The following is a 25,663-nucleotide window of genomic DNA, read 5'->3' as shown; positions in this document are numbered from 1 at the left end:
TCCTAGATGAGCAGATATCTTCCTTTCGTGGTTTTCTTCGTGGGTCTGGCCGTCGTGGGCTGGGTGGGCGTGGGCTATGTCGGCTCGAACCTGCTGGCGCTGGCGGTGATCCTGCTGATCGCCGCGTTCTACGTGCTGGGCGGGCTGGAACTGCGGCGCTTCCACGAGGCGACGTCCTCGCTGGCGCGGGCCACGGCCGACCTGTCGTCCCCGCCATCCAGCCTGGGGACGTGGCTGGAGCAAGTGCACCCCTCGCTGCGCAACGCCGTCCGGCTGCGCGTCGAGGGCGAAAGGGTGGGGCTGCCGGGCCCGGCGCTGACACCGTACCTGGCCGGACTGCTGGTGCTGCTGGGCATGCTGGGTACGTTCCTGGGCATGGTGGCGACGCTGCGTGGCACGGGGGTGGCGCTGGAGAGCGCGACCGACCTGCAGGCGATCCGGGCGTCGCTGGCGGCGCCGGTCAAGGGACTGGGCTTCGCGTTCGGGACGTCGGTGGCCGGCGTGGCGGCATCGGCCATGCTGGGGCTGCTGGCCTCGTTGTGCCGGCGCGAGCGCCTGCAGGCGGCGCAGGCGCTGGATACGCGCATCGCGACGGTGCTGCGGCCGTATTCGCTGGCCCACCAGCGCGAGGAGTCGTTCAAGCTGTTGCAGCGGCAGGCGGAGCTGATGCCGGCGCTGGTCGACCGGCTGCAGGCACTGGCGGAGTCCGTGGCCAAACACAACGAGGCCCTGGGCGAGCGCCTGGCCGCCGGGCAGGAAAGCTTCCACGGCCGGGTGGAGGCCGAGTACCGGCGCCTGGCCGGTTCGGTGGAGCAAAGTCTGAAGGAAAGCCTGGCCGACAGCGCGCGGGTGGCCGGCGCCACGATCCAGCCGGTGGTCGAGTCCGCGATGGCCGGCCTGGCGCGCGAGACGGCCAGCCTGCACCAGACGGTCACGCAGGCGGTGCAGCGGCAGCTGGACACGCTGTCCAGCCGCTTCGAAGCCAGCACCGCCACGGTGGCCGATACCTGGAGCACCGCGCTGGGCGAGCACCGGCGGACCAGCGACGCGCTGGCCGGCGACCTGCGCGCGGCGCTGGACGGATTCGCCCGGACTTTCGAGCAGCGCTCGGCCAGCCTGGTCGACGGCATGTCCACCCGCCTGGAAGCGTCGGTGGACAAGGTGTCGTCGACCTGGGGGACGGCGCTGGCGGCACACCAGCAGACCAGCGAGACCCTGTCGGGCGAACTGCGCGCCACCTTCGACGGCGTCGCGCAGGCCTTCGCCCGGCGTTCGACCGAGATGGTGGAAACCGTGGCCGCGCGGCTGGAGGGCGTGGCCGGCCAGGTGTCGCAGGCTTGGAATGCGGCGCTGGCGGGGCACCAGCGTACCAGCGAGGCGCTGGCCGGCGACGTCCGTGCGTCCTTCGAGCGGCTGGCGGGGGATTTCGAGCAGCGTTCGGCGGGGCTGGTGGACGGGATCGCCGCCCGGCTGGATGCCACGGCCGGGACGGTGTCCGGTGCCTGGAGCATGGCGCTGGACGAGCACCGGCGCACGGGCGAGGCCCTGGCTGGCGACATGCGTGCGTCCTTCGAGCGTTTCGCGGCCACTTTCGAGCAAGGGGCGGCCAGCCTGGTGGAGCGCGTGGCCGGCCAGATGGAGGCCACCGTCCAGAACGTATCGGGCGCCTGGAACGAGGCGCTCGCGCGGCATGGACAGGTCAGCGAGCAGTTGTCCGGCGACACGCGCCAGGCGCTGGCCGAGGCCGCGGCCACCTTCGAGCGCCACGCGGTTTCGCTGCTGGACACGGTGGGACAGGCCCATGGCGAGCTGAGGTCCGAGCTGGCCGCGCGCGACGAGGCGCGGCAGGCGGCATGGACCGGCGCCCTGGAGACCCTGGCCGGGTCGCTCAGCCAGGAATGGCGCGAGGCCGGCGAGCGGATCGCGGGCCGGCAGCAGGAAGTCTGCGAGACGCTGGCGCGGACGGCGGGCGAGATGACGGCCGAGTCCCAGGCCCATGCGCGCGCCACCATCGCCGAGATCGAGCGGCTGGTGCAGGCAGCCTCGGAAGCCCCGCTGGCGGCGGCCCGGATCATCGGCGAACTGCGGCAGCAATTGTCCGACGGCATGACCCGCGACAACGCGATGCTGGAAGAGCGCGAGCGCCTGCTGCAGACGGTGGGCAGCCTGCTGGACACCGTCAACCACGCCAGCACCGAACAGCGGGAGGCGGTCGATGCGCTGGTGGCGGCGTCGGCCGAGATGCTGGAACGGGTGGGGACGCGCTTCACCGAGCAGGTCGGCGCCGAGACCGGCAAGCTGGAGTCCGTGGCCGCGCAGGTCACCGGCAGCGCCGTCGAGGTTGCCAGCCTGGGCGAGGCGCTGGGCCAGGCGGTCAAGCTGTTCGGCGAGTCCAGCGACAAGCTGATGGAGCATCTGCGCGGCATCGAGGGCGCGCTGGACAAGGCCATCGCCCGTAGCGACGAGCAGCTTGCCTACTACGTGGCGCAGGCCAAGGACGTGATCGACCTGAGCATGATGTCGCAGAAACAGATCGTCGAGGAGCTGCGGCAGCTCGACACGCAACGGGCGCCGGTGGGCGACGCGACCTGATGGCCGACGATATCGAATCCAACGTCGAGCCGGCATCGCCCGTCTGGGCGGTGTTCGGCGACCTGATGTCGGTCATGCTGGGGGCCTTCGTGCTGCTCCTGGTGGGCGTGATCGGCACGCAACTGGAGCTGTCCACCAAGCTCGAGGAAGAGGTGCAGCGCAGGCAGGGCGAGGCGCAGCGGCGGCAGGCCCTGGAGCAGGCGCTGGCCGGACCGCTGGCCGCGGGACGGGTGACGCTGGTCGATGGCCGCATCGGCATCAGCGGCAACGTGCTGTTCGCGTTGAACTCCGACGCCCTGCAGCCCGAGGGCCGGCAGTTGCTCAAGAGCCTGGTGGGGCCGCTGGGCGCCTACCTGAAGGCCCGCGACGAGATCATCATGGTGAGCGGGTTCACCGACGACAGGCAGATCCGCGAGGGCAACCGCCGCTTCGCCGACAACTGGGAACTGTCGGCGCAGCGGGCGCTGACGGTCACGCGCGCCCTGATCGACGAGGGTATCCCTTCGTCTTCGGTATTTGCCGCGGCCTTCGGCGCCGAGCAGCCGGTGGCGCCCAACGCCGACGAGGACGGCCGTTCGCGCAACCGGCGCGTGGAGATCGCGCCCATGCCCCGGTCTTCCCAGCGCCGTGAGTAAGGACGTCGTTACCGAGGCGGCGGCGCTGCTCGATGCCTGGCGGGGGCAGGGAGCCGATCGCGTCGACCCGCTGCGTTTCCATTTCATCGAGGCGCTGGCGCGGCGGGCGTCCGGCCACGACGGCGAGGCGCGCCGCGTCCTGGACGAGAAGCTGACCGCTGCACTGGCGGACTATGCCCGCGATGTGGCGCAGGCCGCGGATGCGAGCGAGGCCGTGGCGGCGCCCGTGGCCGCCGACGGCCTGACCACGCTGGTGGATCTCTTGTCCGCGAACGGCGCCGCGCTTCAGGATGCGGCCGGCGACATGGCGGTGCTGGACTACTTCCGTGGCCTGTGGGCCGAGTTGCGCGTGGGCCGGGAATTGCGGCAGGCCCTGGAGAACGTGCCCGAGAACGCCGGGCCGCTGAATTCGCTGCATCTCGTCCACCAATCGCTGATGCTGATGCACGACCTGGCGCCGGGATACCTGCGGCATTTCCTGTCGTATGCCGATACCCTGTCGTGGATGGAGCGCATGAGCGGCGCCGACCTGTTGCTGGGAGCCGCTGCGCGCGCCGAGGCGCCGAAGAAGGGCGGCAAGGGCAAGCCGGACTGAAGCCGGCTCCCGCAGGGCGCGGGAAAACGTCTATGCTTGGCGGGTCGCCCGGCGCGGCCTCTGCTGGCCCATGCGCCGCCGCCGTTCCCGGAATGCCCGCGCCATGCCCCTGTTCTACCTACGCAGACTGACCGCCGTCGAACGCACGCCCCAGGCCAACCGCCATCTCGCCTATTTCCTGGCCTTCGTCGCCGGCGCGGTGAACGCGGGCGGTTTCCTGGCGGTGCAGCAGTACACCTCCCACATGTCCGGCATCCTGTCGTCCATGGCCGATCACCTGGCCCTGGGCGGCATCGCCTTCTTCCTGCAGGGGCTGGCCGCGCTGCTGTTCTTCGTGCTGGGGGCCGCGACCTCGGCGGTGCTGATCAACTTCGGCCGCCGCTCGCGCCTGGCCAGCGAGTATGCGCTGCCGCTGCTGCTGGAGGCCGGGCTCCTGCTGTGCTTCGGCCTGCTGGGCGGCAACATCGAGCAGTTTCGCTGGCTGGCGGTGCCCGCGACCGTCATGCTGCTGTGCTTCATCATGGGCTTGCAGAACGCCATCATCACCAAGATCTCGCGCGCCGAGATCCGCACCACCCACGTCACGGGCATGGTGACCGACATCGGCATCGAGCTGGGCAAGCTGTTCTACTGGAACGTCTCGCGCGAGGCCGATCCGGGGCATTTCGTGCGGGCCGACCGCGCCAAGCTGCGCGTGCTGAGCATGCTGGTGGGGCTGTTCTTCGCCGGCGGCGTGGGCGGCGCGCTGTCGTTCGCCTATTTCGGCTTCGTGTCCACCGTGCCGCTGGCGGTGCTGCTGGGCCTGCTGGCGGCGATGCCGGTGGCCGAGGACCTGCAAGGGTACTGGCGGCACCACTAGGGGGTGCCGCGCGCGGCGGCGTGATGGTCACGCGCCCTCGGCCTTGAGCGCGCAGTCGCGCGCGTAGGCGTCCTCGTGGTCGGCCAGCACGTTGGGCACCAGCACCTTGAAGGCGGGCTTGCCGCCCGTGCCTTCCACCACCTGGTAGATGTGGTAGTTCTGGACAGGGTAGTTGTTGCGGTTGAACCGGAAGGGGCCGCGCACCGACTTGAACGGCGCGCCGCGCAGCGCGGCGGCCAGCGCGCGGCGGTCGGACACGTCGCCCGAGCGGGCGCGGACGGCGGCGTCGATCAGCATGGCGGCGTCATAGCTGAACGCCGCATAGGATGTCGGCGTGCGCTTGTACTTTTTCTCGAAAGCGGCGACGAAGCGGCGCGACTCGTCGTTGTCGGCGCCGGGCTGCCAGGATTCGGCCACGATGGCGCCGACGCCGGCCTTGCCCATGGCGTTCACGCTGCCGGGCTCGACGGTATGCACCGAATACATGGGCAGCTTCTGCAGCATGCCGAACTGCTGGTACTGGCGCACGAAGCTGACGCCCTGGCTGCCCGGGAAGAAGGCGAACAGCCCCTTGGCGCTCGAGTTGCCGGTGGCGGACAGCTCGGCCGAGAAGTCGAGCTGGGTGAGCGGGGTATAGGTTTCCTGCGCGATCTTGCCGCGATAGAAACGCTTCAGCCCGGTGACCTTGTCCTTGGAGCCCAGGAAGTTCGGCGCGAGGATCGCGATCGGATCGATGCCCTTGTCCTGGAGATACTTGCCCATGGCCTCGGCGGTGGCGTCGCTCTGCCACGAGGTGATGAAGAGATTGGGCTTGCACTGCGCGCCGGCCGTGGGCGAAGGGCCGGCCACCGAGCCGATGAAGGGGATGTCCGTGCCGGCGATCTTCCCCTGCAGGGCCATCAGGACGTTGGCGTAGGTCAGCCCGGTGACCACGTCCACCTTGTCGCGGTCCAGGAGCTTGGTCAGCGCCTGGACCGCGATCTCGGGCTTCATCTGGTCGTCTTCCCGGACGACCCGGGTGGCGACGCCGCCCAGTTTTCCCTGCATTTGCTCGACGGCCAGCATGAAGCCGTCGTACTGGTCCTGTCCCACGTCGGCCGACGGGCCTGACAGGGTGGCCAGGAATCCTATCCTGAGTTCGGCCGCCGCCGTGCCGCAGGCGGCCGCGGCGGCCAGGCCGAGGGTCAATGCCAGAGTGCGTCGCATGTGTGTCTCCCTTGTTGAATGTCCTGCCCGCAGTCCCTGTTGGGGCATGCCCGCATGCCTGCGGACCGGGCATCACCGTGCTTTATAGTTATGCCGTTGGTTGGCCAGTATCCGCGCCTGCCGGCCCGCCATCCATGGGCCGGCGGTGATTCCAGGCTATTAGCGGAATTGATAGTTTTTCCTGGGTTGCGACCGGAGCCGCGACGTGAAAGACCTGAATCTGCTGTATGTGTTCGAGGCGCTGTGGCGCGATCGTTCGGTTACCCTGGCCGCCGAGAACCTGGGCGTGACGCAGGGGGCGGTCAGCAGCGCGCTCAAGCGCATGCGCGAGGAGTACCGGGACAAGCTGTTCGTGCTGGCCGGCCGCCGCATGGAGCCCACGGCGCTGGCGGCCGAGATCGCGCCCGCGCTGCTCGAATCGCTGAACGCGATACGCAAGACGTCGGGCATGTTGTCGTCGTTCGACGCGGCGCAGTCGCGGCGGGCCTTCACCATACGCACGCGCGACGTGGGCGAGGTGGTGGTGCTGCCCAGCCTGTTCACCCGCATCGCCCGGGCCGCGCCAGACGTCAAGCTCAACGTCGTGTTCGCGCCCATCGACGAGACCGTGCAGGGCCTGTCGACCGGCCGCATCGACGTCGCGCTGGGCTACCTGCCGGCGCTCGAGCGCAACATCCACCGGAAGGTGCTGTTCAAGCAGCGCTACCTGTGCCTGATGCGGCGGGACCATCCCATCGCCAGGCAGGAACTGACGCAGAAGCGCTTCGTGGCCCAGCAGCACCTGCTGGTGGAGTACGCCGGCAGCGGCCACATCCTGCTGGAGCGGGCGCTGAACGAGGTGGGCGCCCGCGACCGGATCCAGGTGCGCATGCAGCAATACCTGGCGGCCCCGCACCTGGTGCTGAACTCGGACCTGATCTGGACCTGCCCGGAGTCGCTGGTGGTGGAGCTGTGCAAGTATTTCCCGCTGGCGGTGAAGCCGGTGCCGCTGCCGCTGGGCCATTTCGAGGTGGCGCTGTACTGGCATGACCGTTTCCACAAGGATCCGGCCAGCCAGTGGTTCCGGGCGCAGGTGGTCGACTGCATCGATGGCATCGGCTTCCGGCCCTGAGCGCAGGGCGTGCGCGCGCGGGTTCATTGCGCGATGGTGAAGCGGAATTCGCCGATGTGCTCGATCCATTGCCGCACGACGTCGCCCGGTTTCAGGAAGCGCTTGCGCGCGGCGCCCACGCCGGCCGGCGTGCCGGTCAGGATCAGGTCGCCCGGCAGCAGCGTCAGGCGCGAGCTCAGGTGGGCGATCTGGTCGGCGATGCTGAACAGCATGCGCGACGTGTTCGAATCCTGCATCAGTTCGTCGTTCACCCACAGCTTCATGGCCAGGTTCATGGGGTCGGGCACGAAGCGCGCGGGCGTGATGGCGGGGCCGATCGGGCAGGCGCCGTCAAAGGATTTCTGGCCTATCCAGTCCCACTTGAAGGGCGAGCCCTCGGCCACGCCGGGCCGGCCGAAATGGCCGCGCGCCGACAGGTCGTTGGCCACCACGTAGCCCGCCACGTAGTCCATCGCCTCGTCGACGTCGACGTCCTTGGCGGTCTTGCCGATGATCACGCCCAGTTCCAGCTCCCAGTCCAGCAGGGGAGCGCCGCCGGGCACGCGCACCCGGGCCTCGGGCCCGACCACCGTGGTGCCCGAGGCCTTGATGGCATGCCAGGGCATCTGGCCCGCACCCTTGGGGTCGATCTCCAGCGGCATGGACAGCTCGCGCTGCATTTCCTCGACGTGGTCGCGGTAGTTGGCGCCGGCGAAGTAGATGGTGGGCGGATGGGGGTGCGGCGCGAGCAGGGTGGCGCCGCGGACCGGATCGCGGGCGGGCAGGTCGCCGGCCAGCATGGCCAGCTTGCCGTCGGCGCGGGGCCAGTCGTCCAGCACGTCCTGCACGCGGGCATAGCGCGGCGAGGCGTAGATGTTGCCCTCGTGGAGCAGGCCGGTCCTGCTCTGGCCGTCGTGCAGGAAGGTCACGAGCTGGATCATGCGTCCCCCTGGTTGCGGATCTTGAGTTCTTCCAGCGAACCGATGTCGGCGGCGTCGTCCATCGAGAAGCGGTCGCCGAAGTCGAACAGGTCGTCGTGCTGGAAGCCGTTGTCGTAGCACTGCAGCTCCCACCAGTTGTGATCCAGGTCCTCGAGGTAGAAGGAGTACACGCCGTGCATGTCCTGCACCGGCAATACCTGGCGGATGCCGTACTTGTCCTGCAGGCGCACGGCGTCCGCGTGGGCCTGGTCCACGGCCTCGCGGCTGGGCAGGTCCAGGCCCCAGTGGTTGAGCAGGTTGGCGGGATGGACCTGGTCGCCGACCTCCACGCAGATGATGTGGAAGCGCATAGCCAGGCGCACCGCCATGGCCGGCTTGCCGTGGCGCACGCATTCCAGTCCCAGGAATTCTTCGTAGAACCGGCGCGAGGCCTTCAGGCTGTAGCACTCCAGCGTGCCGTGGCCCAGACAGAAGGGCTTGACCACGGAGTCGTGGGCCGGCGTATCGACCCTGCAATTTTCGGGCAGCATGATGTCTCCTTGTTCCAAGGCGTGGGTACGGATGTCAGCGCTTGTCGGCGGCGGTCAGGAACGCGTCGGCGAAGAATTCGTCCTGGGGCAGGCCGCAGCGCGCCACGTAGTCGCGGCGGGCCGCGTCGACCACGACCGGCGCGCCGCAGGCGTAGACCTGGTGGCCGGACATGTCGGGAAAATCCTCCATCGCGGCCAGGTGCACGTAGCCCGTGCGCCCGGTCCATGCGCAGCCGGGCGTGGGCTCGCTCAGCACCGGCACGAAACGCACGTGCTCGTGTCGGTCGGCCCACGATTGCGCCAGATCGTGCAGGTAGAGGTCGCCGCGCCTGCGGCCGCCCCAGTACAGCGTGATGGGGCGGCGGATGCCGCGCTCCAGCGCATGTTCGATCAGGGACTTGATGGGGGCGAAGCCCGTGCCCGAGGCCAGCATGATCATGGGCTTGTCGCTGTGCTCGCGCAGGAAGAACGAGCCGAGCGGGATTTCCAGCTTGTGGATCTCGCGCAGCTTCATCGCGCCGAACACGTGGTCGGTGAAGCGTCCGCCCGGCAGGTGGCGCATGTGCAGTTCGACCTGCCGGACGCCCTCGTTGTTCGGCACGCTGGCGATGGAATAGCTGCGGCGGGTGCCGTCCTGCAGCAGGATGTCCAGGTACTGGCCCGCGCGGAACAGCGTGGGCTCGTTCATGGGCAGGCCCAGCGTGACGATCATCACGTCGTCGGCGGCCCGTTCCATCTTCAGCACGCGGGCCGGCATGTATTTCGAGCGGATGGCATCGGCCGGATCCAGTTCGTTCACCTGGACCACCAGGTCGGTGAGCGGCGTGGCCTTGCACAGCAGCGCGTAGCCCTGGCGCTTGTCGTCCTCGTCCAGGCAACTGGGATGCACGTCGCCGTAGTCGACGCGGCCTTCGACGATGGTGGCGCGGCAGGTCCGGCAGATGCCGGAGCGGCAGCTGTAGGGCATGAACAGCCCGTTGTCGAGGCCGGCCTTCAGCACCGGGGTGCCGGGCGGGCAGGCGTAGGTGTGGCCGCTGGGATGCAGGGTGATGGTGTAGTCCATGTCTCTCCACCTGCGCCCGGTACGTCGCCGCGGCGCAGTCATCGTGTTCGACGCCAGTCTAATGACGGTCGGCCCGGGGAACTATCGTTGAAAGAGAAGGCTTGGTATTAGCAGCATTAATGAAGGGGCCGTCCGCATGGACGTGCCGGGACGAGGACGCCTGGGCATTCTCGCGATGGCGCAACTATTGATAGCAGCAATAGATGGCGCGCTTCGCGGCCCGCCGGTCCGGGCCGCGCCTGCGCCGTATACTGCCCGCTTGCCAGACGCAGACAACCAACCAGGGCATTCGATGGAGCCGTCCGCTATCACCCGATCTTCCGCATTCCTGCAAGCCAACGACGAAGGCAGCGCGACCAGCTTCCGCTGGCTGCTGGGGCAGTCCAAGACCTTGACGCTGCCGGAACAGATCGCCGCCCACGTGGGCGACCGCATCCTGAATTCCGCCATCGAGCCGGGCGAGTGGATACGCGAACAGGACCTGGCCGACGAGTTCGCGGTCAGCCGCAGCCCGGTGCGCGAGGCGATGCGGCTGCTGGAGAAGGAAGGCATCGTGCGTATCCATCCGCGCCGGGGCGCGCAGGCCACGCAGTTGTCGCTGAAGGAAATCGAGGACCTGCAGGAAGTGCGCCAGGCCCTGGTCCGCGTGGTGGCGCGGCGCGTGGCCGCCCGGTCGTCCCCCGAACTGGTGGCGATCCTGGAGGCGGGCGTGGCCCAGCTCGCGCCGCTGGCCGAGGATCCGGCGGGTGGCGATGCTTTCGGCGAGACGCTGTCGCGCCTGACGCTGTGCTGTGCCGCCCACAGCGGCAACGACCGCCTGTTCACGCTGATCACGTCGCTGTCGCTGCAGATGTCGCGCTATACGCGACTGGGCCTGCGCTCGGTCGAGCGCCGCAAGCGTTCGCTGGCGCTGTGGCGCAAGTCGCTGCAGGCTATCCGCAAGGGTGATGCCGACGAGGCCGAGCGGCTGTGGGCCGCCCGGCTGGACGAGAACAGCGCGGAGATCCGCCGCCTGCTCAAGGACAGCGGCGCCGCGTAGCGCCGGGCCTGGATCGGCCCGGGACGCGGCGCGCGCCGGCCGCCTAGCGCGCTCCCAGGCTGGAGCAGCGGTAGCTGTCGGCCGACAGCGGGTCGCCACCGCCATAGAGCGGGAAGGCCGGATAGCGGCACATGGGCCGCGAGGCCAGGACCTTGTGCGGCGCCGCCGTGTCGCGCCGGACCTGCACCAGGGCATCGGCCGGCGCGACGCCCGCGTCGGCCCAGCGGTCCAGGGTGTCCAGCGTATCGTGCGTGGTGGGGACTTCCTGGCCGGTGGTGCGGCTGGCCGCGCGGCCGCCGTGCGACGAGGCGGGCGAGACATACAGCCGCAGGAACTTGTCGGCGTCGGACTGCCCCATGCGCGCGACGACGCTCTCGTAGTACTGAATGCCGGCCGCAGGGCTTTGCGCAAAGTCCCCGGTGTTTTCGCGGATGATCAGCTTGCCGCCCCGCTTGAAGAAGGCCGACAGGTCGGGGTTGGTGGAGTCCATCCATTCCGAGACTTGCCGGATGCGGTCGGCGTAGGCGAGGGGATCGTAGCCGCGCACGTCGAAGGCGGGGTCGCGGGCGATGACGTAGCGGGCGTAGCTGCTGCCATAGATGACGCCTCGTGCGTCGGTGGCTGCCGGCGTGGGCACGGAAGGGACCTGCCCGGTGCTGATCCAGCGGCCGATGCCTTCGCCCCCCGGCTGTATCTCGCCGCCGAACATCCGGCCCGGATAGGTGGTGATGCCGTTGGCGAGCGGGAAGGGCATGCGCACGGGTTCATAGGCCGCCTTCAGCGTGGCGAGCTGCGCATCCGACAGGCAGGCGGCACCGTCGCCGCCGTCGGGACAGCGCAGCGCCTGGAGGTCGAACCTGGCCTGGCAGCCCAGGTAGTCGCTGACCACGCCATCGGCGATGCCGTCCAGCGCGTCGCAGGCGCCATTGACGGCGTCGGCCACCAGCTTGATGCTGGCCGTATCCAGCGTTCCGCCGTGGAACTGCGGCTGGGTGAAGGCCAGGAAGCCGTTGAAGAGCCCGGTCCATTGGATGACGGGGACGACCGACACGATGCCGTCGAAGTCCTGCGGGTAGCGCTGGGCCATCGTCAACCCCTCGCGTCCGCCTTCCGATCCGCCGAAGAAGTACTGCTTCCTGGGAGCGCGCTGGTAGAAGCGCCTGAAGACTTCGTGCGCGACGTCCTTGACCTTCTTGTAGGACTCGTGGGCGAAGTTGGCGAACATCTCGTCATTGAGCGCGAACTTCGCGGGGTCCGTGGCAAGGTAGGCGGCGGCATCGTGCCCCGAGTCCGTGCCGAACGTGGCGTAGCCCTGGGCCAAGGGCAGCGGCTGGCCGGCGGGCGCGTCGCGCAGGGGGTCGAGCCCGGTGACGAGGGTGCCGTTGAAGCCGCCGCCCCCGACCATCAGCGCTTTCTCGTTCCACGACAGCGGCAGGTTGATCTGGAAGCGGATGGGATCGGCGCCGGCGCTGCGCGCCGCGATGGCTCCCCGCACCTGGCAGTATTCCGGCAGGCCCGTGGCATCGCCGGCCGCCACCAGTTGGGCCGATGCCAGTGTCGCATCGCCGCTGGGCAGGCCGAGCAGGCGGCCTTCCACCTTGGTGCCGGCCAGCGCGGGGCAGGCCGTTCGCAGCGCCGCCTGGTCGGGCGGCGGCGTCGTGCCGGACGTGTCGCCGCCCCCGTCGCCGCCGCAGGCCGCGACGGCCAACGCGAAGCTGGCGCCGAACAGGAGTCCGGGGCGGAGCCGGCCGTGCCGGGTGGGCGTACGGGGGGCTGTCGTTGTGTGCATGTCTCCTCCTTGCCTGGATGTCATGGCCCATGGACGGCTTTCCATGGGTTGTTCATGAAATTTAATTCATATTTTCGTGAAGTCTGATGCATCTTCGTTCCTCTTACAATTGGAATCATGCCTATGCCCAGGTGGGTGGCAGGCGTATTCAACCAAGTCCTTAAATTGTCGACAATGTTAAGATGCTCAAAATTAATGCCACGAAGGAGACGACATGACGACCCGACCATTGCAACCCATCGCCGGTCCCGAGGTGTGGAGCGGCGACAGCCTGGCCGGCACCAGCGACTGGATCTGGCGCCTGGCGCCGGAGGAGATCCGCGAGCTGGCCGAGGCCACCGCCACGGCGCGAGCCAAGGGATTGGAGCCGACCGGGTTCGAGGCCGCCGACTTTCCCATTCCGCGCATGGCCGCGCGCCTGGAAAAAGTCCGCGGGGAACTCGAGGGCGGACGCGGTTTCACCCTGTTGCGCGGCCTGCCCATCGCCGACTACACGGACGACGAGGCGCGGCTGCTGTTCTGGGGCCTGTCCGTGCACCTGGGCGAGCCGCAGGAGCAGGATGGCGCCGGCAATCGCATGCACAGCGTCACCAATACCGGGATGAAAGTGTCGAACGACAATTCGGTGCGCAGCTACCAGACCGACGACGAACTGACCTTCCACAACGACGGCGGCGACGCGTTCATGCTGTTGTGCCTGCGCACCGCGCGGTCGGGCGGCGTCAGCAAGCTGGTCAGCGTCGCGACGCTGTACAACGAGGTGCTGCGGCGCCGGCCGGACCTGGTCGGCGTGCTGCAGGAGCCGTTCCATTTCGACACGCGGGGCCAGCATCGCGGCGGCTTGCGCATCCAGACCGTGCCCATCCTGAACTTTTTCGAGGACCGGCTCAGCGCCCTGTACAAGCGCCGCTACCTGAAGCTGGCGCAGGACCTGCCCGGCGTGCCGCGCTGGACCGATGCCCAGGCGCAGGCCATCGACCTGGTCGAGGAAATCTGCAACGACCCCGCGGTGCAACTGAGCTTCAGCATGGAGCCGGGCGACATCCAGATCGGCAACAACTATTCGGTGCTGCATGCCCGCACCAAGTACCAGGACCATGACGACCCGGCCCGCCGGCGGCACTTGCTGCGCGCCTGGCTGACCCTGCCCAACGGCCGGCCGCTGCCGGCGGTGTTCGGCCAGACGCGCGAGTTCGCCACGTCGTACGAGCGCCGACATGGGCAGGCCGCCGTGTCGGCTTCGTGAGGAGAGGGCGATGATCACCAAGCATCTGTTGGCCGCCGCGCTGGGCGGCATGCTGCTGGCCGCTCCGGCGGCGCGGGCGGACGACGCCTTTCCGTCGCGGCCCAGCAGGCTGATCGTGCCCTATACGCCCGGCGGCAATACCGATCTGCTGGGGCGGGTGGTGGCGCAGGGGCTGTCCCAGCTCTGGGGGCAGTCGGTCGTGGTCGAGAACAAGCCGGGCGCGGCCGGCACGATAGGCGTGGAGATGGTGGCCAAGTCCAGGCCGGACGGCTACACCACCGTGCTCGGCTCGTTCGGCAACATCCTGGTCGCACGCAGTTTGTACAAGAGCCTGAGCTACGATCCGGCCAAGGACCTGGAGCCGGTGGTGCTGCTGGCCACGCCGCCGGTGGTGCTGGTCGCCAACGAGAAGATGCCGTTCGATGACGTGAAGGGCTTGATCGAGTATGCGCGGCGCAATCCGGGCAAGCTCAACTACGGTTCGTCCGGCAACGGCTCGTCCAATCACCTGTTCGGCGAATTGTTCGCGTCCATGGCGGGCGTCAAGCTTACCCACGTTCCCTACAAGGGCAGCGGGCCATCCGTTTCGGACACGATCTCCGGACAGATCCAGTTGAACTTCGCGCCGTTTCCGCTGGTGCGCGAGCACATCAAGGGTGGCAAGCTCAAGGCGCTGGCGGTGACGAGCGCGAAGCGCTCGCCGGTGCTGCCCGACGTGCCCACGGTGGCCGAGGCCGGCCTGCCGGGTTACGAGGCAGTGGGATGGTTCGGGCTGATGGCCCCCGCGGGCACGCCCAGGGCTGTGCTGGACCGGATCAACCGCGACGTGAACCAAGTGCTGAAGTCGCCCGCCATCCGGGAGAACCTGGCCAGCGAAGGCGCCGAGCCGGCGGGCGGTTCGGTGGACGACGCGCGGCGCTCCATCGCCGAGGGCGAACGCAAGTGGGGAGGGCTGGTGGAGAAGCTGAACATCCAGCTTTAGCCGCCGGCGCTACTTCAACTGGCTGAGCGTTTGCACGGCCTCGCGCAGCGGTCCGATCAGCTTGTCGGGATCGAAGCGCGAGGCCGGCGTGACCAGGGACAGCGCGGCGATGCACGCGCCCTTGGCATCGAATACCGGCATGGCCACCGATTGCACCCCCGGCGTGTCGGTGCCTTCGGAGACGGCGTAGCCCCGCGCCGCGATCTCCTTGAGCAGGGCCGGCCTGGCCAGCACGGCACCCTGGCGCTGGAGCATCTCGCGGTAGGCGGGGCTGGAGAAGGCGGTCAGCACCCGGCCGGACGAGCTGTCGTTCAGGGATAGCAGGGTGCCGACCTTGACGTCGGCGCGCACCGCCACCTGCTGCGCTTCCACGCGGCGCACCAGCCGCACGCAATTGCCGTTCAGGACGGCCAGCGAAGCCGTTTCCCCCACCTGCAGGACCAGCTCCTGCATCACGTGCGCGAACCGTTCCCCCAGGTTGGCCTGCACCAGCGCGGTCTCGCCCACCAGCGCCGCGTGCAGCGACAGGCGGTAGCTGCCCTGTTCCGTCTGTTCCAGCCAGCCCGCTTCCACCAGCGTCAGGAGCTTCTGGTAGGTCGTGGCGCGGCTGCTGCCCGAGGCGGCCGCGAGTTCCATCAGTTTCATGGGCCGGTCGGACTTGCCCAGCAGATCCAGCAATTGCAGCGTCTTCAGTACCGAACTGAGCGGCCGGACGCCGCCGGCCTCGCGCGCTTCGAGCATGGCGCAGCTTCCTCGTCAGAAAAATTCTTGCATTCGCGGATGGGAAGTATAGAATGATTTAAATAGAATCATAAGTATTCTAATAGAATACAAAATCAGGAAACCGGTTTTCCCGATGCGCCGCATGGCAGGCGCGATGACGACAGGAGCATGCATGGACTTTGCCGACGTGGAAGAGGCCGCCGTGGCCCAGACGCAAGGCGGCGCCCCGGCCGGGCGCGAGCCGCGCATCCGCAGCGCGGATCTGTTGATGACGCCCGCCCGCATGGGCGTGATGCAGGCCAGCCGCCTGAGCGTGTCCCGGTTGCTGATGGCCAAGGCCATACGCGAGCGGTGGACGATCGAACGGGTGCGCTGGCAGATCGACGACCGGGCGCGCGGGACGGCGCTGTACCGCATCGACACGGGGGCGATGCCTTTCGATTTCATCGTCCATTCGTTCGAGCCCAGGATGGAAGGGCGGGCGGGCCGCATCATCGGCCGCGCCTGGGACATGATGGCGGCGCTGGTCGAAGGGCCGGTGTCCGAACGCGACATCCGCATCACGGGCGAGGAAATTCCCAAGCTCTACGCCGGCCGCGCCACGCCGGGCACCTTGATCTGGGCCCGCTCGAACCGTAGCGCGCGCGTGTTCAACCACACGGTGGAGTCGCTGGCGCAGGGGCGCCAACCCGACGTGCCCACGCTGGCCGACGTCTGCTACCTGATGCGCAACACCGGCCTGGATGGCAACGGCACGTTCGGCACCCGTTCGTTCCGCGCGCTGGAAAGCACGCATCCGCTGCGGCGTCCGCTGGACGCGCAGATGTTGTGCGCCTACATGATGCGGGTGTTCTCGGTGGACCTGGTCAATCACCTGGCGCATTGCGCCTCGCCGGCGGCGGTGCGCCTGGCGCCGGAGATCGAACGTTTCCTGGGCGTGGGCAACGCGTCGGCACTGGGACTTATCCTGTACGTGAACAACCATCCCAAGCTGGTGCACCACTGGGTACTGGCGCGGGAACAGGCCATCGTGGGCGCCAAGCGGCTGCGCGTGGCGGCCGGCGATGCGAAGCTGGCGCTGCTGTTGAAGCTGCTGGACAAGGCCATCGCGTTCCGGCGCGAGGATCGCATGGATTACGAACAGTTCACGGCCAGCGCGGACATCGCCGCCGACCTGGCGGCCATCCGGGCACAGGTGCAGGCGCTGCACGACACCGGCACGGTGCGGGGCAGCGTCGAACGCTATCCCTTGTCCGCGCTGTGCGACGCGCTGGACGGCACGGTGCACGAGGAAGCCTACGAAACCTTCCTGGGCCTGCTGACCGAACTGGTGCCCGAGCTGTGCGACCGCCTGGCCGAGGGCCTGGCGGTGGACGAGGAATACGCGACCGATCCGTCGATGTCCATCGGCCATCTGCGCGACCTGCTGCATGCCGAGTACGGGTGGGCCTTCGACATCGACCTGGAGTCCGAGGGAGCGTCGAAATTCGTCTGGTACAAGTCGGCCACGGCCGAAGAACCCCGGCGGGGTCCGCGCGCCGAGGCCGGCGAGGTCTTCAACCTCGGCCTGGACCTGCCGCGCCTGGTGGTGGGGCTGGACCGCGAGATCGCCCAGCGGCCGCCGGCCACCAGCGTCGCGCGCTTCCTGCTGGACAAGCCCGAATACCGTTTCATCGTGAGCCGCGTGCAGACGCTCAGCGGCATGGCCTTTCACTCGCCCCGCGCCAACATCATGGGCGAGCACTTCGTGCCGTGCGAGATCACGCGTTTCATCAACATCGGCATACACGGCATCGACAAGACGCGCGATTACCTGCAGCGCAACCTGCGCGGCGTCATCTACCAGGGCGCGCCCACCGCCGCCGACATCGCAGCCGGCGCCGATCCCCATTGGTTCTATCCCCAGGAGCCCGTCCTATGAACAGGCAAGCCGCCGATTCTGCCCGCGTGTTCGATGTGTCCGTGCGCGAGGCGCGCATGTGCATAGACCGCATTCTGCTGGTGTGCCGCCTGCCGCCCGGCTACGTGCACGGCGTGAGGGAAGTGGTGCTGCTTTCCCAGTCCATGGGGCTGGGCGGGTTCCGCGCCCTGTATGAAGGCCATGAACGGCTGCGCGAAGGCTGGCTGGACCGGGTGTCGGTGGTGGATGCCGATGACGGCGCGCTGGTCGTGGACGGCGGCGGCATCCACGCCTGGGTGCTGCTGCCCACCCTGATGGACCTGGGCGTGGAACGCGCCCGGTCGGCGGGGCGGGCCACGCTGCGCGTGTCCGGCGTGCAGGACCTGCACGAGTTGCACGTCATGGCCGGGCTGGGCCGCCGCTACGGCATAGGCGCCGAAGTCTCGCAGCCCGACGAGGCCACGGGCCAGGGGCCGAAGGCGGTGGTGACGCTGTTCAACACCGCGCGGCCCCTGGGCATCGACGAATGGGATCCGCTGCTGGCCCAGGCCATCCGCCACGGCTATCCGGTCGATGGCGGCTTGTGGCGGGCCATCCACGCCTTGTCGAACGAGGCCCTGGCTCCGGACTCGGTGGTCTCGCGCCGCCATGCCGGGCCGGTCATCCTGCGCGACGACGGCACGCTGCAAGGCCGCCCGCCGGCCGACGACGACATGGACCTGAACATGCTCCGCCATGTCCCCTCCAGCCAAGGATGCGCGTGACGCGCGAAGGACGATGCAGATGAACAACGTCAATGGACAGGCCGGCATCATCGTCGACGGATTGTCGATGCCGGTGCCGGAGCGGCGCTGGTTCGAGGAATGGCGCGAAGCCGGCATCGGCTGCGTCAACACCACGGTGGCGGTGTGGGAGAACGCCGCCGAGACCCTGGGCCTGCTGGGCAAGTGGCGCGTGGTGCTGGAGCAGAACCAGGACATCGTCGCGCCCGCCGCCAGCGTGGCCGAGATCGAGGCCGTGGCCGCCTCGGGCCGCACGGCCGTGATGTTCGGGTTCCAGAATACCGCGCCGGTGGAGCACAACCTGGACCTCTTCGCCATGTTCCGCCAGCTGGGCGTGTGCGTGATGCAGCTGACCTATAACTTGCAGAACTACATCGGCTGCGGCTACTGGGAAGAAAAGGACACCGGTATCTCGTCGCGGTTCGGCAAGCTGGCACTGGAGGAAATGAACCAGCTCGGCATCCTGATCGACCTGTCCCATTGCGGCGAGCGCACGACGCTGGAGGCCATCCAGATGTCGGCCAAGCCGGTGGCCATCACGCATGCCAACCCGCGTGAATACGTGGGCACGCCGGTATATGGCGCGGGCCGGCTCAAGCAGACCGAGGCCTTGCGCGAGCTCGCCCGGCGCGGCGGCGTGATCGGCCTGACGCCCAATCGCAACATGACCCGGCATGGCGCGGCGACGACGCTGGAGCAGTTCGGCGACATGGTGGCGTGGACGGTGGACCTGCTGGGGATCGACGCGGTGGCCATCGGCACCGATTACTGCCCCGGTCATCCGCGTTCGGTACGGACCTGGTGGCGCTACGCGAAGTGGTCGCGCCAGAGCGCGCCGGCCAAGGAGATGGAGATCGCGCCGCACGAAGGCTGGTCGGAGTGGATGCGCACGCCCGCCGGCGTGCAGAACATCATTGTCGAACTGGACCGGCGAGGCTTCGGCCGGGCCGACATCGACAAGATCATGGGGGGCAACTGGATGAGGCTGTTGCGTGAAACGATAGGCTGATTCGTCGATTGAGGAGCTGGGCCATGAACCGAATGCTGCGGTGTGCGTTGGGGGTGGGAGTGGTGGCGGTACTGGGCGTGGCCTCGTACGCCCGGGCGCAGGACGAGACGTTTCCGAGCCGGCCGATCCGGCTGCTGGTGGGGTTCGCGCCGGGAGGCGGGACCGACGTGGTGGCGCGGGTCATCGCGCCCCGGCTGTCCGAGATCCTAGGCCAGTCGGTCGTGGTCGAGAACAAGCCGGGGGCGAGCGGCATCGTGGCCGGCGGGATGGTGGCCAAGGCGCCGGCCGACGGCTATACCTTGATGATGGGGGTGGTGTCGGTCAACACCATCCTGCCGCATCTGTTCAACAACATTCCGTACGACACCGCCACGGATTTCGCGCCCGTGACGCTGACGGCCTCGGTGCCGCATTTCATCGCCGTGCATCCATCGGTGCCGGTGCACAGCGTGCCCGAGCTGATCGCCTACGCGAAGGCGCATCCCGGCGAGCTCAGTTTCCCGTCCGCCGGCAGCGGCACCACGCCGCACATCGCGGGCGAGATGTTCAAGAGCATGGCGGGGGTGCAGTTGCTGCACGTGCCGTACAAAAGCACCGGGCAATCGATGCCGGACCTGCTGGCGGGGCGCCTGCAGGTCGGGTTCGATACCTATCCGACCACGGCACCCTATGTGAAGACGGGCAAGCTGCGCGCGCTTGCCGTGACCGGCGCGCGCCGGCTGGCGGAGTTCCCCGACCTGCCCACGGTGGCCGAGTCGGGCCTGCCCGACTACCGTTTCGCCACCTGGTACGGTGTGTTCGCGCCCAGGGGCACGCCGGCCGCCATCGTCAATCGCCTGCACGACGGCATTGCCAAGGCCATGGCGGCGCCCGACGTGCGCGAGCAATTGGTGAAGATGGGCGTGGACGGGACCGAGACCAGGACGCCGGAGGAGTTCGCGGCGCTGGTGCGCGCCGACACGGAGCGGTTCGGCAAGCTGGTGAAGGCGGCGGGCGTGCGGGTGGACTAGGGCGCGCAGGCCCCCCGTTCCGGCGGGACGGGAGGCCTGCGGTGCGGGACTACGGGTTCAGAATGGCCTGGAGCACGACGCCGGTGGCCACACCGATCAGGAAGTAGTCGGCGCCGACGTTGATCCAGTGGTAGCCGCGGGGAGGCGGGGACAGGCGATGCACGCGCCAGTTATCCACCACGTACTGCGGCCCGCGATAGGGGTAGGGGACGCGGTCGCCCTTGGACCAGTGCCGATAGGCGGGATCCCCGGGCCCGCGTCCCGGCGGGCCCCGGTGGTCGTGGCCAGGCGCGCCGCCCGGGCCGCGCCCCATGTCGTGGCGGGGGCCGGGCCCCGGATGGCCCATGCCGGGATGTCCCGGTCCGCCATGGCCAGGGCCGCCGCCGGGCCGTCCGCCGGGAGGGCCGCCCTGCGCGTAGGACGCGGTCGAGGCCGCGAGCAGGATACCGGTCAGCAGATGCGCCAGCAGACGCTTGGATGCCATGATGATCTCCTTGAGGCAGTGCGACGCCCGGAACACAGGCGTTGCGTCGATTCTATGCCTCGCGCATGGCCGCGCCAGCCCCGCCGGGCCATGCAGGTATTGCAGCGTGTTTCAGCGGACCGGCCTCATTCCACCGTGACGTTGGCGGCGCGCACGATGTCCTTCCATTTCAGATAGTCGGTCTTGAGCAACTGGGCGAACTCCTCGGTCGACATGGCTTGCGCCTCGGCGCCCTGGGCGTGGATGGCTTCGCGGGTCTCGGGCTGGGCCAGCAACTTGTTGACCGCGGTGTTCATGGTGGCGACGATCTCCCTGGGCGTGCCGGCGGGCATGAACAGGCCGTACCAGGTACTGACGTCGAAGCCCTTGTAGCCCAGTTCGGCGACGGTGGGCACGTCGGGCAGCGAGGTGCTGCGCTTGGCGCTGGTGACGGCCAGCGCGCGCAGCTTGCCGGTCTGGATCTGCGCCATGGCCGACGGCACCGAGGACACCAGCAGATCGACGTTGCCGGCCAGCACGTCCATCATGGCGGCGTTCGAGCCCTTGTAGGGGATGTGCCGGATGTCGATCTTCGCGGCGTCCTTGAAGATCTCGCCGGCCAGGTGGATGGTGGTGCCGCTGCCGGGGGATCCGTACGTGATGGAGCCCGGTGCGGCCTTGGCCGCGCCGACCACGTCGGCCAGGGTCTTGAAGCGGGAATTCGCCTGCGTGACGATGACGATGGGCGTATAGCCGACGTGCGCCACCGCGACCAGGTCCTTGGTCGGATCGTAGGCCACGCTCTTGTACAGCCAGGGCGCGACCACCAGGTTGTCCTTCTGGCCCATCACCATCTCGTAGCCGGTGGGCGCGGCGCGCACGGCGGCGGCGATGCCTATGGTGCCGCCCGCGCCCGCGCGGTTCTCGGCCACGATGGTCCATTTCTCGGACTCGCCCAGCCTGGTGGCGACGAGGCGCGAGAGGATGTCGGTGCCGCCACCCGGCGGGAAGGGAATCAGCAGGCGGATGGGCTTGGCGGGATAGGCCTGGGCATGGGCGCCGGTGGCGGCCAGCGCCAGCGCGGCGATGGCAAGGCATTTGCGGAACATGGGATGTCTCCTTGTTCTGGGGGCGTCAAGCATACCGGAAACGGCCGCGGTCTCCGGTCCGGCCGGGTGGCCGTGGCGGAAGATTCCGCACGGGGTGATGGAAAACAAGCGTTATTTCCTGGATCATGGGGGAATTCCAATCAATAGAATATCGGGCGGACCGTCCTTCCCCCTGCGCGCCGGATCGGCTTCGCGCCTTTCGGGGGAAGACCGGCCCAGCCGTGGAGGAGGGAGCGCGTGCCCCCGCAGTACAACAACAGCCGGCGGAAAGTCGGCACGAGGGAACCCGCCAACGACGCGAGGTTCCCGGGCGGCCTGGAGCCGGAGACGGATTTCATACGCTACGCGCTGGACTGCGCCGCCATCGTGGCCAGTACCGATGCCCGGGGCACGATTACCTATGTCAACGCGCGGTTCTGCGAGATCAGCGGCTATACCCGGCAGGAATTGCTCGCCTCCAACCACCGGATGCTGAAGTCCGGCCTGCATGGCACGGCGTTCTTCCGCGCCATGTACCGCGAGATCGCCCAAGGCCGCGTCTGGCATGGCGAGATCTGCAACCAGCGCAAGGACGGCTCGCTCTACTGGATGGAAACGACCATCGTGCCCCGCGTCCTGCCGGACGGCACGGTGGACAGCTACACCTCGATCTGCCTGGACATCACCGAGCGCAAGCTGCTCGAGGACGCCTTGAGGACCAGCAAGGAGAGCCTGCGTCGCATCGCCTATGTCGATCCGGTGACGGGGCTGCCCAATCGCAGCTGGTTCCACCAGCACGTGGCGTCGCTGGTCGGCGAGTGCCGGCGGACAGGAACGGGCTTTCACCTGGGATTGATGGACGTCGACGCCTTCAAGGAAATCAACGATTTCTTCGGCCACCTGGCCGGGGACGAATTGCTGCGCGAGGTGGCCCGGCGGCTGAGGGCGGTGGACGACCCGCGCCTGTCGGTTTCCCGGATGGGGGGTGACGAGTTCGGACTGGTCCTGGCCGGCGCGACGGACGACGAGGCCACCGAGGTATTCGAGCGGGCGCTGGAAAGCGTGCGCGATCCCTTGCGCATCGCCGAGACGTCGCGGCGCTGTTCGGCCAGCCTGGGCGTGTCCGCGTTTCCCGGGCATGGCGAGGACAGCGAAAGCATGTTCCGGGCCGCCGATCTGGCGCTCTACCATGCCAAGTCGCTGGGCCGCGACCGCCTGGAATGCTTCCAGCCCAAGCTCAGGGAAGTGGCGGAGCGCAAGTCGGAGCTCCTGGCCGAGATCGAGACGGGGCTGCGGCGCGACGCGTTCGAATTGCATTACCAGCCCATCGTTCCCGTCGCGCCGGGCGGCAAGGTCGCGCTGGAGGCGCTGATGCGGTGGCGGCATCCGCAGCGCGGCCTCCTGCCGCCGGCCGCGTTCCAGGAAGGCTTCGCCGATCCCGCGGTCCGCGCGGCGCTGGGGATGTTCATGCTCGAGCGAGTGTTCCGGGACGTGGACGCGCTGTACGCGAGGAACATCCGGCTCGGGCGCGTGGCGATCAACCTGACGAACTCCGATTTTCGTTCCGAGGCCTTTCTCGACCGCTTCTTCGCGCTGGTCCGCGACAGCGGGATCGGGCCGGACCGGTTCTGTGTCGAGGTGACGGAAAGCATGTTCCTGGGCCTGAACCAGAAGCGGGTGGAGGACGGCCTGCGCCGGCTGCACGAGGCCGGCGTGGAGATCGCCCTGGACGATTTCGGTACGGGCCATGCCTCGTTGACGCACCTGCGCCTGCTGCCCATCGACCGGCTGAAGATAGACCGCAGCTTCGTCGCCAACCTGGTGGCGTCGGCCGAGGACCAGGCCATCGTGCGGGGCATCATCGACATCGCGCACAGCCTGGGCAAGACGGTGACCGCCGAGGGCGTGGAAACCGCGGAACAGGCCAGGCTCCTGTCCCGCATGGGGTGCGACCTGCTGCAGGGATGGTATTTCGGCAAGGCCTGCGATGCCGGCGGCCTGTCCGACGTGCTCGACATGATGCCGCCGATCGGCGCTCCCGCGCACAGGCCCTGACCGGAGGGGCCGCAAGGGCATGGACGCCAAGTCGGTCTTCGCGACGGTTGCACTGATGGTGCTGGCCAACGGGGCCGTGCTGGCGAACGTCTACCGAGGCCTTCCGTGGACGCTGCGGCCCGCCGCCATCCGCTGGCAGGCCGGAACGGCCCTGGTCGCCCTGGGCAGCGGCTTCTTCGCGTTCGGCAGCGGCATGCCCATGCCGGTCATGGTGACCCTGGCGAACGGCACGCTGCTGTTCGGCCTGGGTTCCTACCACCGGGCGTTCGAGCGTTTCTACGGCCGCCGTTCGTCGCCGGTGGACATCGTGATCGCCACGGCCGCGGTGGCCGGCACGTTCTGGCTGTCGGCCATCGAGCCGTGCTTCATCTGCCGCATCGGGCTGACGTCGGCCGCCTGGTCGCTGCTGCTGCTCCGGTCGATGTGGCTGCTGCACGAGATGCGCACCGAGGACGAGTCCCGCAGCCGGCGCATGCTGATCGTGATCTATGGCCTGGTCGTCGTCTACGTCATCGGCCGGGTGGCCGTCTACCTGCATCTGGACGTGCCGCGCGAGGCCACGATCGCGACCAACGACTACGGCATCAATCTGGTCTCGCCCATGTTCGTGGCCCTGCTGCCGGTGATCGGCACCACGGCGTTCGTCCTGCTTTGCGCCGAACGGGTGAAGCGTCAACTGGAGATCGCGGCGGCCACCGACTACCTGACCGGCCTGCCGAACCGGCGCACGCTGGTCGAGGACGGGAACATGGCGTTCCGCCGGACGCGGGCGACCGGCGCCGGCCTGGCGGTCGGGGTGATCGACATCGACCATTTCAAGAGGATCAACGACACCCACGGCCACGGCGTGGGCGACGAGGTGCTGGCCTTCACCGCGGATTGCCTGAAACAGGCGGCGCGCAAGGGCGACCTGGTCGCGCGCACGGGCGGCGAGGAGTTCGTGGTGCTGATGGACGACCTGGACCTGCCGGCGGCAGTCGCGGCGCTCGAGCGTATCCGCGTCGCCGTGGCGGACAGCCGCTTCAGCATCGACGGCGCGCCGGTGCCCATCACGATTTCGGCAGGCGTGGCCAGCTGCGAGCCGCGCGACCGGGATTTCGACGACGTGTTCCGCCGGGCCGACCGGGCGCTTTATCTGGCCAAGCTGGCCGGGCGGGACCGCGTGAAGCAGGCGGTGGCCTAGGCACTGCGCTAGAGCATGGCGCTGAGCATCCGGCGGCCACCCAGCAGTTCGGGCAGCAGGACCTCCACCATCCTGTCCAGCGTATAGCGGCCGGTGCCCGCTACCAGGCTCATCGCCGCGACGGTGCGTCCGGCCTGATCGTGGATGGGAACAGCGATGGAGCGCAGGCCCAGTTCGAGTTCCTCGTCGCTGGTGGCATAACCCAGGCGCCGCGTTTCCTCCAGCACCGCCGTCAGTTCGGGGATCCCCGTGCGGGTGCGGGGCGTGAGCGCGCGCCGCGGCATGCGGCCCAGCAGGCGCGCGATTTCCTCGTCCGGCAGGGCGGCCATCAGCACGCGTCCGGTGGCCGCGCAATGGGCGGGCAGGCGCGAGCCCATGCCCAGGCCGTCCGATAGGCTGCGCCGGGTCGCGGCGCGCGCCACGAAGACGACTTCGCCGCCGTCCAGCACGGCCAGGGAACTGGATTCCTTGGTGCGCTCGCTGATGGTTTCCAGCACCCGCTGGACCAGCTTGGGCAGGGGGCTGGAGCTGACATAGGCGTGCCCCAGGCGCAGCGCGCGGGGCGCCAGCCGGAAGTACCTGCCGTCGCTTTCCACATAGCCCAGCCGTTGCAGCGTCAGCAGTGAACGGCGCGCCGTGGCGCGCGGATGCCCGGTGATCTCGGCCGCCTCGCTCAGGGTGAGCGGGCCGCTGCGCAGGCCGAAGGCCTCGATGATCGCCAGGCCTTTCTCCAGGCCGGCGACGTATTCCTTGTCTTCTTTGCTGCGGGGTTCGGGCACGGTGCTCATGGTCGCGAGGTGTTCGTTTTGCGAACATTCTAACCACTTTTCTTGATCGTGGGATATCTGCGAACTAACGTTCGCTTTGCGACTTTCTGTTCGAT

The 25,663-nt window shown here is 68.7% G+C and carries 23 protein-coding genes; 14 read left to right on the top strand and 9 right to left on the bottom strand.

All coding sequences use genetic code 11. From position 1 onward, the window contains the following. Nucleotides 1-6: 6 nt before the first annotated feature. The 4 genes from ABD104_RS26850 (at nucleotide 7) to ABD104_RS26835 (ending at nucleotide 4,681) form a co-directional block, all read left to right on the top strand. On the top strand, nucleotides 7-2,592 hold the full coding sequence (locus ABD104_RS26850) for a DUF802 domain-containing protein (protein ID WP_343928544.1): 2,586 nt from the start codon (nucleotides 7-9) through the stop codon (nucleotides 2,590-2,592). Beyond that, nucleotides 2,592-3,227 carry an OmpA family protein gene (locus tag ABD104_RS26845; RefSeq protein ID WP_087841190.1) on the top strand — a complete coding sequence of 212 codons (636 nt, stop codon included), beginning with the start codon at nucleotides 2,592-2,594 and terminating at the stop codon, nucleotides 3,225-3,227. Before ABD104_RS26850 ends, ABD104_RS26845 begins: the two co-directional genes overlap by 1 nt. Beyond that, nucleotides 3,220-3,822 (top strand): DUF2894 domain-containing protein, encoded by a 603-nt coding sequence (locus ABD104_RS26840; RefSeq protein WP_343928543.1) that lies wholly within the window; start codon nucleotides 3,220-3,222, stop codon nucleotides 3,820-3,822. Before ABD104_RS26845 ends, ABD104_RS26840 begins: the two co-directional genes overlap by 8 nt. A 103-nt stretch (nucleotides 3,823-3,925) precedes the next feature. Then, nucleotides 3,926-4,681 (top strand): YoaK family protein, encoded by a 756-nt coding sequence (locus ABD104_RS26835; RefSeq protein ID WP_132980309.1) that lies wholly within the window; start codon nucleotides 3,926-3,928, stop codon nucleotides 4,679-4,681. Nucleotides 4,682-4,708: 27 nt separating this feature from the next. Here ABD104_RS26835 and ABD104_RS26830 read toward each other — a convergent pair whose 3' ends face one another. Beyond that, nucleotides 4,709-5,887 carry an ABC transporter substrate-binding protein gene (locus ABD104_RS26830; protein WP_343928542.1) on the bottom strand — a complete coding sequence of 393 codons (1,179 nt, stop codon included), beginning with the start codon at nucleotides 5,885-5,887 and terminating at the stop codon, nucleotides 4,709-4,711. A gap of 205 nt (nucleotides 5,888-6,092) precedes the next feature. Here ABD104_RS26830 and ABD104_RS26825 point away from each other — a divergent pair, with 205 nt between their 5' ends. After that, nucleotides 6,093-6,998 (top strand): LysR family transcriptional regulator, encoded by a 906-nt coding sequence (locus ABD104_RS26825; RefSeq protein WP_279818446.1) that lies wholly within the window; start codon nucleotides 6,093-6,095, stop codon nucleotides 6,996-6,998. Nucleotides 6,999-7,021: 23 nt separating this feature from the next. Here the strand turns inward: ABD104_RS26825 and ABD104_RS26820 are convergent, their stop codons facing one another. Genes ABD104_RS26820 through ABD104_RS26810 form a run of 3 tightly spaced genes read right to left on the bottom strand, consistent with a single transcriptional unit; the run spans nucleotide 7,022 to nucleotide 9,511 of the window. Beyond that, entirely contained in the window at nucleotides 7,022-7,918 is an 897-nt protein-coding gene (locus ABD104_RS26820) for a fumarylacetoacetate hydrolase family protein (protein ID WP_279818445.1), read from the bottom strand. Further along, nucleotides 7,915-8,448: a VOC family protein gene (locus tag ABD104_RS26815; protein WP_087841196.1), complete on the bottom strand. Its 534-nt coding sequence runs from the start codon at nucleotides 8,446-8,448 to the stop codon at nucleotides 7,915-7,917. The genes ABD104_RS26820 and ABD104_RS26815 overlap by 4 nt, the downstream gene beginning before the upstream one ends. A 34-nt stretch (nucleotides 8,449-8,482) precedes the next feature. After that, complete coding sequence (locus tag ABD104_RS26810; RefSeq protein ID WP_279818444.1) at nucleotides 8,483-9,511, bottom strand: CDP-6-deoxy-delta-3,4-glucoseen reductase; 1,029 nt, start codon at nucleotides 9,509-9,511, stop codon at nucleotides 8,483-8,485. Nucleotides 9,512-9,803: 292 nt separating this feature from the next. On the opposite strand from ABD104_RS26810, the gene ABD104_RS26805 reads away from it, so the two are divergent. Continuing rightward, complete coding sequence (locus tag ABD104_RS26805) at nucleotides 9,804-10,550, top strand: GntR family transcriptional regulator (RefSeq protein WP_176400842.1); 747 nt, start codon at nucleotides 9,804-9,806, stop codon at nucleotides 10,548-10,550. A 43-nt stretch (nucleotides 10,551-10,593) separates the two neighbouring features. Here the strand turns inward: ABD104_RS26805 and ABD104_RS26800 are convergent, their stop codons facing one another. After that, nucleotides 10,594-12,339, bottom strand: coding sequence for a tannase/feruloyl esterase family alpha/beta hydrolase (locus ABD104_RS26800; protein ID WP_343928541.1), 1,746 nt, complete (start codon nucleotides 12,337-12,339; stop codon nucleotides 10,594-10,596). 214 nt (nucleotides 12,340-12,553) lie between these two features. Here ABD104_RS26800 and ABD104_RS26795 point away from each other — a divergent pair, with 214 nt between their 5' ends. Next, nucleotides 12,554-13,585, top strand: coding sequence for a TauD/TfdA family dioxygenase (locus tag ABD104_RS26795; RefSeq protein WP_343928540.1), 1,032 nt, complete (start codon nucleotides 12,554-12,556; stop codon nucleotides 13,583-13,585). A 10-nt stretch (nucleotides 13,586-13,595) separates the two neighbouring features. Beyond that, nucleotides 13,596-14,567 (top strand): Bug family tripartite tricarboxylate transporter substrate binding protein, encoded by a 972-nt coding sequence (locus ABD104_RS26790; RefSeq protein ID WP_165963267.1) that lies wholly within the window; start codon nucleotides 13,596-13,598, stop codon nucleotides 14,565-14,567. Between the two features lie 9 nt (nucleotides 14,568-14,576). Here ABD104_RS26790 and ABD104_RS26785 read toward each other — a convergent pair whose 3' ends face one another. After that, nucleotides 14,577-15,308 (bottom strand): IclR family transcriptional regulator, encoded by a 732-nt coding sequence (locus ABD104_RS26785; RefSeq protein ID WP_087841202.1) that lies wholly within the window; start codon nucleotides 15,306-15,308, stop codon nucleotides 14,577-14,579. A gap of 154 nt (nucleotides 15,309-15,462) precedes the next feature. On the opposite strand from ABD104_RS26785, the gene ABD104_RS26780 reads away from it, so the two are divergent. The 4 genes from ABD104_RS26780 to ABD104_RS26765 are packed head-to-tail and all read left to right on the top strand — an operon-like array spanning nucleotide 15,463 to nucleotide 19,991. Then, a complete protein-coding gene (locus ABD104_RS26780; protein ID WP_343928539.1) occupies nucleotides 15,463-17,211 on the top strand; it encodes a hypothetical protein in 1,749 nt (582 codons plus the stop codon). Continuing rightward, a complete protein-coding gene (locus ABD104_RS26775) occupies nucleotides 17,208-17,954 on the top strand; it encodes a hypothetical protein (RefSeq protein ID WP_087841203.1) in 747 nt (248 codons plus the stop codon). The genes ABD104_RS26780 and ABD104_RS26775 overlap by 4 nt, the downstream gene beginning before the upstream one ends. 19 nt (nucleotides 17,955-17,973) lie before the next feature. Next, entirely contained in the window at nucleotides 17,974-18,981 is a 1,008-nt protein-coding gene (locus ABD104_RS26770; protein ID WP_165963266.1) for a dipeptidase, read from the top strand. Between the two features lie 23 nt (nucleotides 18,982-19,004). Then, nucleotides 19,005-19,991 carry a Bug family tripartite tricarboxylate transporter substrate binding protein gene (locus ABD104_RS26765; RefSeq protein WP_279818440.1) on the top strand — a complete coding sequence of 329 codons (987 nt, stop codon included), beginning with the start codon at nucleotides 19,005-19,007 and terminating at the stop codon, nucleotides 19,989-19,991. Nucleotides 19,992-20,040: 49 nt separating this feature from the next. Here ABD104_RS26765 and ABD104_RS26760 read toward each other — a convergent pair whose 3' ends face one another. Continuing rightward, nucleotides 20,041-20,475 carry an RcnB family protein gene (locus tag ABD104_RS26760; protein ID WP_279818438.1) on the bottom strand — a complete coding sequence of 145 codons (435 nt, stop codon included), beginning with the start codon at nucleotides 20,473-20,475 and terminating at the stop codon, nucleotides 20,041-20,043. Nucleotides 20,476-20,600: 125 nt separating this feature from the next. Continuing rightward, nucleotides 20,601-21,563, bottom strand: a complete 963-nt coding sequence (locus tag ABD104_RS26755; protein ID WP_132980302.1) for a Bug family tripartite tricarboxylate transporter substrate binding protein — start codon at nucleotides 21,561-21,563, stop codon at nucleotides 20,601-20,603. A gap of 237 nt (nucleotides 21,564-21,800) precedes the next feature. Between ABD104_RS26755 and ABD104_RS26750 the strand changes: the two genes are divergently transcribed. Together ABD104_RS26750 and ABD104_RS26745 are read left to right on the top strand one after the other, a co-directional pair. Then, nucleotides 21,801-23,597 carry a putative bifunctional diguanylate cyclase/phosphodiesterase gene (locus tag ABD104_RS26750; RefSeq protein ID WP_132980301.1) on the top strand — a complete coding sequence of 599 codons (1,797 nt, stop codon included), beginning with the start codon at nucleotides 21,801-21,803 and terminating at the stop codon, nucleotides 23,595-23,597. Nucleotides 23,598-23,616: 19 nt separating this feature from the next. Then, a complete protein-coding gene (locus ABD104_RS26745; RefSeq protein WP_087841208.1) occupies nucleotides 23,617-24,780 on the top strand; it encodes a sensor domain-containing diguanylate cyclase in 1,164 nt (387 codons plus the stop codon). A gap of 8 nt (nucleotides 24,781-24,788) precedes the next feature. On the opposite strand, the gene ABD104_RS26740 is transcribed toward ABD104_RS26745, so the two are convergent. Then, nucleotides 24,789-25,568 (bottom strand): IclR family transcriptional regulator domain-containing protein, encoded by a 780-nt coding sequence (locus ABD104_RS26740; RefSeq protein ID WP_343928538.1) that lies wholly within the window; start codon nucleotides 25,566-25,568, stop codon nucleotides 24,789-24,791. Nucleotides 25,569-25,663: the final 95 nt, after the last annotated feature.

Origin of the sequence: Pigmentiphaga daeguensis (genome assembly GCF_039523035.1) — a bacterium.
Classification (GTDB): Bacteria; Pseudomonadota; Gammaproteobacteria; order Burkholderiales; family Burkholderiaceae_B; genus Pigmentiphaga; species Pigmentiphaga daeguensis.
This window is presented reverse-complemented; position numbering and strand designations above follow the sequence as displayed.